Annotated in this window: 12 protein-coding genes; 11 read left to right on the top strand and 1 reads right to left on the bottom strand. The window is 66.7% G+C overall.

The genetic code is table 11. The features are described 5' to 3' along the window. On the top strand, window positions 1-194 hold a 194-nt coding region (locus ACTQ40_RS09945), incomplete at its 5' end, for a hypothetical protein (protein WP_441564038.1). After that, a complete protein-coding gene (locus ACTQ40_RS09940; protein ID WP_441042120.1) occupies window positions 191-424 on the top strand; it encodes a hypothetical protein in 234 nt (77 codons plus the stop codon). The genes ACTQ40_RS09945 and ACTQ40_RS09940, both read left to right, overlap by 4 nt. 73 nt (window positions 425-497) lie before the next feature. Here the strand turns inward: ACTQ40_RS09940 and ACTQ40_RS09935 are convergent, their stop codons facing one another. After that, complete coding sequence (locus tag ACTQ40_RS09935) at window positions 498-755, bottom strand: hypothetical protein (protein ID WP_441564036.1); 258 nt, start codon at window positions 753-755, stop codon at window positions 498-500. 191 nt (window positions 756-946) lie between these two features. Between ACTQ40_RS09935 and ACTQ40_RS09930 the strand changes: the two genes are divergently transcribed. The 9 genes from ACTQ40_RS09930 to ACTQ40_RS09890 all read left to right on the top strand — a co-directional run bounded on the left by ACTQ40_RS09930 (window position 947) and on the right by ACTQ40_RS09890 (window position 6,824). Further along, window positions 947-1,168 (top strand): helix-turn-helix domain-containing protein, encoded by a 222-nt coding sequence (locus ACTQ40_RS09930; protein ID WP_441085708.1) that lies wholly within the window; start codon window positions 947-949, stop codon window positions 1,166-1,168. Window positions 1,169-1,525: 357 nt separating this feature from the next. After that, window positions 1,526-1,771, top strand: coding sequence for a hypothetical protein (locus tag ACTQ40_RS09925; protein ID WP_441564034.1), 246 nt, complete (start codon window positions 1,526-1,528; stop codon window positions 1,769-1,771). Continuing rightward, on the top strand, window positions 1,771-2,610 hold the full coding sequence (locus ACTQ40_RS09920) for a hypothetical protein (RefSeq protein WP_441085710.1): 840 nt from the start codon (window positions 1,771-1,773) through the stop codon (window positions 2,608-2,610). Before ACTQ40_RS09925 ends, ACTQ40_RS09920 begins: the two co-directional genes overlap by 1 nt. Beyond that, window positions 2,607-3,716: a hypothetical protein gene (locus ACTQ40_RS09915; RefSeq protein WP_441085711.1), complete on the top strand. Its 1,110-nt coding sequence runs from the start codon at window positions 2,607-2,609 to the stop codon at window positions 3,714-3,716. The genes ACTQ40_RS09920 and ACTQ40_RS09915 overlap by 4 nt, the downstream gene beginning before the upstream one ends. Window positions 3,717-4,001: 285 nt before the next feature. Then, window positions 4,002-4,385 (top strand): hypothetical protein, encoded by a 384-nt coding sequence (locus ACTQ40_RS09910; protein WP_441564032.1) that lies wholly within the window; start codon window positions 4,002-4,004, stop codon window positions 4,383-4,385. A gap of 339 nt (window positions 4,386-4,724) precedes the next feature. Further along, complete coding sequence (locus ACTQ40_RS09905) at window positions 4,725-5,165, top strand: RusA family crossover junction endodeoxyribonuclease (RefSeq protein ID WP_441085714.1); 441 nt, start codon at window positions 4,725-4,727, stop codon at window positions 5,163-5,165. A 203-nt stretch (window positions 5,166-5,368) separates the two neighbouring features. Next, on the top strand, window positions 5,369-5,974 hold the full coding sequence (locus ACTQ40_RS09900; protein ID WP_441564030.1) for a hypothetical protein: 606 nt from the start codon (window positions 5,369-5,371) through the stop codon (window positions 5,972-5,974). Then, window positions 5,974-6,420: a hypothetical protein gene (locus ACTQ40_RS09895; protein ID WP_441085716.1), complete on the top strand. Its 447-nt coding sequence runs from the start codon at window positions 5,974-5,976 to the stop codon at window positions 6,418-6,420. The genes ACTQ40_RS09900 and ACTQ40_RS09895 overlap by 1 nt, the downstream gene beginning before the upstream one ends. Window positions 6,421-6,566: 146 nt before the next feature. Beyond that, on the top strand, window positions 6,567-6,824 hold the full coding sequence (locus tag ACTQ40_RS09890) for a hypothetical protein (protein ID WP_441521657.1): 258 nt from the start codon (window positions 6,567-6,569) through the stop codon (window positions 6,822-6,824). Window positions 6,825-6,983 lie beyond the last annotated feature (159 nt).

Raw genomic sequence — 6,983 nt, 5'->3', positions numbered from 1 at the left:
TGTCCGAGCGGCTGGGACAGCTGTCCGCCGCCGCCTGGTTCATCGACCAGGTCGGGATGCTCCGCCGCCCTGACTGGGGCCGGATGCCCCGCGTCCCGCACCGCATCCGTGGCCATATCGACCCGAGCCTGTGGCTCGACCCTGATCCGGTGGACGACACAGAGCCGTCCCCTGCACGAGAGGACCTACCATGACCCCTGTCGCTTTCCCGCCCCATGTGCGAGCGATCCTGTACTACGCCATGTTTTTCGTCGGCCTCACCCTCGGTGCTGTGCAGATCGGCTACGGGGCGGCGTCTGTCGATCAGCCCACGTGGCTGACTGTCGCCCTCGCCGTGTTCGCGTTCGTCAGCTCGGGTCTCGGGCTGACGGCTGCCAGCAACACCACGGTCGAGCCGCGTCGCGCCGTCGAGGAGCACCCCTGACCGCTGCCCGACCACGTGGTACCCCACCCCTCGTCAGGGGTGGGGGTTTTCTTTTGTATAGGGGGGACCCCTATCACCACTCCAGCTCGATGTCGGAGTCCACCAGCATCGCCCGCACTCCCGCCTCGGTCGTGGCCATGCCAGGCCGTCGTCGTCGATCCAGCTTGACCAGGGCCAGACCCGGCCCTCCATGTCGTAGGCCGAGCACGTGACTGCGTAGGTCGGTGGGGATGATCAGGATGCCCATCTCAGCCCCACTCCACTGCCACATCAGGGTCAGCCAGCATCGCCCGCCCGGCAGCAGCAGCCCACCACCCACGGGGCCGATCACCCACCGGCTGCCGAGACAAAACAATCGGCACCTCAGCGTCCAGCATCCGCTCCACCGCCTCGTCATGGCGGGCCAGCTCGCCCCAAATCAGCCCCGCAGCCACGAGAGCATCATCACCCACCTGCACATATACCCAAAACTACCCAACTGTGTGGGCAAGTTTGGGTATCCCTTGACCTCCGTGGCTATGTATGTCTAGTGTTCAGGTCATGAATAGGTATACCCAGAAGGCGCTTGCTCCGGCTGAGGCCGCGGACGCGCTGAGCGTCTCCATCAAGACGCTGCGTCGCTGGGCGGACGCCGAGCCGCCCCTCATCAGGTCCGTTCGGCTCCCGAGCGGTCACCGACGGTTTCCGCGGTCCGAGATTGATCGCCTGCTCGGCGCCAAGGTGCCCGAGGGGAGCGAGTCATGAACGGCGCATTCGTCCTCGCCCTCCTCGCCATCGGCGCCGTGCTCTGCTGGTACGCGATCACCGAGGCGGGTGATCTCCGATGACCGTATGGTGGCTCCTCGCTCTCGTCGTCGTCGCGATCACCGTCGTGATGATCGCTGCTCTGTACTCCCCTCACGTTCCCCAGGCACGTCACCAGTCCCGCCCCCCAGCGTGGCGGTCGGGTGAGCCTCGGCGTCATCACTATCCGGAGTGTCCGGAGTGTGGGTCGTCGGGTCGGTCGTGTGTGCGCACGACGGGTCAGCGGGCCGGTACCCCGATCGCGGGTGGTGTGCGTGGCTGGCATGTGCAGCGGCTCGACCTCGAGGCGGGTGAGCGATGATGCGGCGCCCTAGCACGATCCGGTGGGACGGCCCTGAGGGGTTCGGCGTCGAGATCAACGAGGAAGGCGTCCACCTGACGAAGGGGGGGCATCTGGTGCTCGATCCCTGCGACCTGACGGAGCTGCTCGGCGTGATCACACTCCTCATACCCGACCGTGACTGGCGTGCGGTTGCGGAGCTCCGCGACGCGAGGAGAAGCCTCGCCGACCAGATCGAGCAGATCCAGGGGCGTGCGTTCTGATGCCCAGATTCACTCGACGGGACCACGGCAGGGGCCACTCCTACACCCTCGACGGCTACCGCATCCCCGGCGTCACCACCGTCATCGGCACCCTAGACAAACCCGCCCTCGTCCAGTGGGCGGCCTCCGAAACCGCCGCCTACGCCGACGAGCACTGGGCCGAGCTGTCGGAGCTCCGCTCAGCCGACCGCATCAAACGCCTCGAGCGAGCCCGGCTCGCCACGAACCGGCGCGCGATCGTCACCGGGAACCGTGTCCACGCCCTGGGGGAGCGGATCTCGCGGGGGGAGCAGATCGACCCCGCCGACATCGCCCCCGGCGAACGCCCCTACGTCGAGGGCTACGCCCGGCTCCTGGACGACTGGGAGCTCGACATCGAGCACACCGAGATGCCGGTGTGTCACAGCGAGTACCGGTACGCCGGCACCCTGGACGCGATCGGCACCAGCCCCCGGCTAGGGCGCGTGCTGCTGGACATCAAGACCTCCCGCAGGGTCTATGCGGAGACGGCGTTGCAGCTCGCCGCCTACCGGTACGCAGACCTCGGGATCCTCACCACCGAGTCAGTCGGGCCCCGCGGTGGCCGGGTGACCAGCGACACCGAGATCTCGATGCCCGAGGTCGACGTGTGCGCGATCGTCCACGTCCGTGAGGACTCCTGCACCCTGCAGCTCGCCAAAGCCGACCAGGACACCTGGGCCGTGTTCCTGCACTTGCTCGAGGTGTATGACACGTGGGCGCGGCCCACGTCGTGGGCGTCCCGCGACGACGACGACCACCTCAACCCCATCTCCGACCCGATCTACATCGAAAACCACCCCAGGAGGGACCGAGCATGACTATGCAGACATGGGAGGAACCGGCCGAGCTCGTGCCGGTCACCCCATCACACGACCACACCGACTCATGGACACAGGTGCTCGAGCCTGTGGGTGAGCTCGCTCAGAAGATCGCCAGCACCGAGTTCGTCCCTGTCTCGCTGCGGGGATCGGTGCCGAAAACCGCGGCGGCGATCCTGTACGGCCGCGAGCTCGACCTCCCACCGATGACCGCACTCGGCTCGATCCACGTCATCAACGGCAAGGCAGGGATCTCGGCGGAGCTGATGCGGGCCATGATCGCCCGCGCCGGCCACGAGATCCGGATCACCGACATGTCAGCCGACCGCTGCCAGGTCAAGGGAAAACGCCGTGGTGAGCAGGAGTGGACCACGGCGACATACACGATGGCCGAGGCGGTCAAGGCGGGGGACGCCAAAAAAAACCCGCAGTACTCCACGCGGCCGGCCGAGATGCTGCTGGCGAGGGCGACGACCCGGCTGGCGCGGATGGTTTTCGCTGACGTGATCCACGGGATGGCGTCGGTGGAGGAGCTGGAGGACCTCGACGAGGAGCCTGTGGCGGTGCCCGTGGTGCGGGTCGAGCAGCAGCAGGAGCAGGAGCCGGTTCGGGCCACGATCGGCCGCAGGTCCGGGAAGGTGGCTGACGCGCCGCCGCCGCCGCCCGCCCCTGCGCCTGCTGGGCCTGCCCCCGTACGGAAACCTATCCCGGTCACGCGAGGCCGTCAGCGGCCCGCACAGCCCGCCCCAGAGCCGGTCGAGGCCGATGTTGTGGAGGTTGAGGAGCTCGAGGCCCTGCCGGCGGATCCGGAACCGCAGCCGGCGGCCGAGGTCGCACCGAAACGCAGCTCGCGTGCGCTGGGTGCTGTGATGGCGCACTGGAAGCGGCTCGGTGTTGAGGAGCGGACCGAGCGGCTGGTGTACACGTCGGCGGTCGTCGGCAGGCCGGTGGAGTCCACGACGAAGCTGACCGAGGACGAGCTCAGGCAGCTGCTCTCCACCCTCGAGCGCTCGAAAAACGTGGACGAGCTCGATGCCTTGCTGCAGGCCCACGACGGCGACGACGGGGGGGACGGCGATGATCGCCTCCGACCCCGATGCTCATGAAAGCGGGGAAGTGCCGCCACTGCTGGCGACCCATCATCTGGATCCGCATGACCGCCACCGGACGGCTCCTACCCTGCAACCCCGGCCACGACCCCCACGGCAACGTGAGCGCCTGGGAGTCCGTCCGAGGTGACCTCGAGGGCTACGTGATCAGCCACGACCGGCCGGCGAAACAAGGTGCGCGGAGATTCCTGGCGCATCACGCGACGTGCGAGAAGGACCCGCACCGCAAACCCACACCCAACCTGCAAGACCAACTCGTTTCTATCCCTGAGGAGAATCCCTATGTCCGCTTCCGTCAAACTTTCCGCCAAGCTACCCGGCGACCCGGAGATCAACGGCCTTGACTCCATCGTCGAGCAGCTCCACAACCCCGACCATGTGATCGCCGTCATCGCCTGGATCGTCCCCACCAAAATCACCGAGGACCTCGCCACCGGTGCACGGATCCCCACCGTCGAGCTCCGCAGGATCGAGCCGATCGGCCCCGCCGACACAGTGCCCCCGGTCGTCACCGAGCTCGCGGCGGAGCTGTACGCGCAGCGCACCGGCCGTGACCCGCTGCCGTTCGATTCGCTGGTCTCGTCCCACGGGGACGTCGAGGAGCATCACGGCCGCACTGATGTGACCGATGAGGTCTACGTCTACGGCGAGGAAGAGATGACATGACACCCCGCCCACACTGGAACCCGCCCGCCGGAGCCGTCACCATCACCGCCGGCCCACGCGGCGGCTTCCAGGTCGACTGCACCGTCTGCGAATACCAGTACCCCAGCGAGCCCTACGTGGCGTGCATCACCGACGCCCGGGAACACAAGCGCCTCCACCGCTGCCCAGCCGGCACCCCCGGCGCATACCCCACCTGCCCGGTGTGCTACGCCACCGGGAAACACTGCCGGGGCGGAGCCGAGATGACCACCATCCGCGGGTCTCAGCATCACAACGGCGCACGATGGCACCTCGAACGGCGAGCCCTCTACCTCGCCAGCCTGATGGAGTGAGGCCGCTGTGTGGTCAGTCACCGTGTACGGCGACCCCCAAACCAAAGGGTCCCTCAAATGCGTCGGCCGACACGGCCGACACCAGCTGATCGAGGATGACAAAACCGGCAAAAAGAAGTGGTGGCGGGCCCGGGTCGCAGCAGCGGCCCGGGCCATCGCCCAACGCTCCGGCACACTCACCGGCCCTATCGGTGTCCGCTGCATCCTCACCATCGCCCGACCCAAAAGCGCACGCCTCGACGCCGACCCCATCACCCGCAGCTCAGGCGACATCGACAAACTCTCACGGATGATCCTCGACGCCCTCACCGATGCCGGACTGTGGACCGACGACTCCCAGTGCGTCGACCTGCGAGCCCGGAAACTGTACGTCGGTCACCCCGACTCCGCCACGCAACCGGGCTGCCACCTCACCATCTGGCAAGCAACAATCCTAGGCGGATTGTGATGGGCAAGGTTGATTCGCGACCGCATGGGTACGTCAACACCTACACACGGGGCTGCCGCTGCCGGCCGTGCACCGACGCAGCAGCAGCAGCCGTCCGAGACCGCGTACGCCGAAAGTATTACCAGCAGTGGGGGACCCCTGACCCGCGCGAGCTGGTCGATGCCACGCCGGCCCGGAACCACCTCGCCAGTCTCATCTCACCCATGACCCACGTCGCCGCCACCATCGGCATACCACACGCGACGCTGTACACGGTCAGGGCAGGCAGGACGCGGCTCATCACACGCCGGAACTCCGACGCGATCCTCGGGTACCGCGATCCTTGCACTGTCACACCGATCGGCCTCGCGCGTCGCCTCCGAGCGCTTGCTCGACTCGGCTACCGGGCCGCTGACATCGCCGCAGCGGTCGGCTGCTCCCGAGCGTCCATCGACCAGTTGCGCGCCGGCTACCTGGGGCGCAAGCCACCGAGTCATGCCGCCGACGTGGTCGCGTTCTACGAATCCGTGACTCGCCTGAGCACCGGTCCTCAGTCAACCCGTGTCAGGAACTATGCCGAACGTCAGGGTTGGGCCCCGCCGGCGGCGTGGGACGACGACACCATCGACGACCCCACCGCCACACCTCACGGCATCCGCCACACCCAATCCCGCACCCGCGCCGGCATTGATGAGGTTCTCGATCTCCTCGACGCCGGCACCTCACCACTCAACATCGCCGAACGTCTGGGCGTCCGGCCGGCCTCGATCGCGCGCCGGCTGAGACGTCACGGCCATCACCATCTAGCACACCGATTCGAGACCATCTGATGGGCTACCAGCTCGTGAACCTCGCCATCGACCCCACGCTGGGCCAGCACCTGACCCACCGGGCCCGCCTCGCACTCATCACGATGTGCCACAGCGCCTTCGACAAACCCGCACCCGGCCGCGCCGCCGCCGAGTATTACGGTGGACACGCCGGCATTGCGTTCGCTATCACCGGACGCCCTGGAGCTCCCGACAATGCCGGGAAGCTCGCGGCCAAGCGGGCCATCAAGGAACTCCTCGACGCCGGACTGATCAAGCGAGGAAGAGATGCTGAGTGGAACAGGACCGCTTCATTCATCATCGTCTTGGGTGGTCGATACAAGCCCGCACTGCCTGTGGATAACTCCGACCAGCCACCCTCAATATCGACGGCAGAGGGGTCACCACAGACCCCCCTTAGGGGGTCACCACAGACCCCTCTAGGGGGTCACCACAGACCCCTCTAGGGGGTCACCACAGACCCCTCCTATAAAGAGTCTTGAAAGACATTGGAAGACAAGTAATGAATCGTGGTCACCCAATCCGGTAGCCAGACTGGGGCTGTGGATAACTTTCACGAAAGGAAGAACCATGACTACACCGAGGACCAGACATGACCTACACCCGAGCCCACCGCCAAACCCGAGCCGCCTACCAACACCTCATCAACGCCAACATCCCCATCACCTGCTGGCGCTGCAACAAACCCATCACCCCCAACACCCCCTGGGACCTCGGCCACACCACCGACCTCGCACGAGGCGGCAACCCCCACCACACCCAACCCGAACACGCCACCTGCAACCGCAGCGCAGGAGCCACCAACGGCAACCACGACCGCACCCAACCACCACCATCAAGGACCTGGTAACCCCATGACAGCCACCAAAACAAGCCGACCCACACACACCTACCGGGAGCCGCTCTACGGCCGTCCTAGCGGCCATTCTGGGCCAGCCAGAGCGGTTTTTCAGTCGGCCCGGGTTCTGCGGGACACCCCAGCCAGAGCGGTTTTTCAGTCGGCCCGGGT

The sequence above is a fragment of the Collinsella sp. Sow4_D11 genome (assembly GCF_052116465.1).
Lineage (GTDB): Bacteria > Actinomycetota > Coriobacteriia > Coriobacteriales > Coriobacteriaceae > Collinsella.
This window is presented reverse-complemented; position numbering and strand designations above follow the sequence as displayed.

Coding starts and splice junctions, on each gene's coding strand:
- ACTQ40_RS09920 (WP_441085710.1), top strand. CDS start 1,771: ATGCCCAGATTCACTCGACGGGACCACGGCAGGGGCCACTCCTACACC.
- ACTQ40_RS09895 (WP_441085716.1), top strand. CDS start 5,974: ATGGGCTACCAGCTCGTGAACCTCGCCATCGACCCCACGCTGGGCCAG.
- ACTQ40_RS09900 (WP_441564030.1), top strand. CDS start 5,369: ATGACCCACGTCGCCGCCACCATCGGCATACCACACGCGACGCTGTAC.
- ACTQ40_RS09890 (WP_441521657.1), top strand. CDS start 6,567: ATGACCTACACCCGAGCCCACCGCCAAACCCGAGCCGCCTACCAACAC.
- ACTQ40_RS09910 (WP_441564032.1), top strand. CDS start 4,002: ATGTCCGCTTCCGTCAAACTTTCCGCCAAGCTACCCGGCGACCCGGAG.
- ACTQ40_RS09940 (WP_441042120.1), top strand. CDS start 191: ATGACCCCTGTCGCTTTCCCGCCCCATGTGCGAGCGATCCTGTACTAC.
- ACTQ40_RS09930 (WP_441085708.1), top strand. CDS start 947: ATGTCTAGTGTTCAGGTCATGAATAGGTATACCCAGAAGGCGCTTGCT.
- ACTQ40_RS09915 (WP_441085711.1), top strand. CDS start 2,607: ATGACTATGCAGACATGGGAGGAACCGGCCGAGCTCGTGCCGGTCACC.
- ACTQ40_RS09925 (WP_441564034.1), top strand. CDS start 1,526: ATGATGCGGCGCCCTAGCACGATCCGGTGGGACGGCCCTGAGGGGTTC.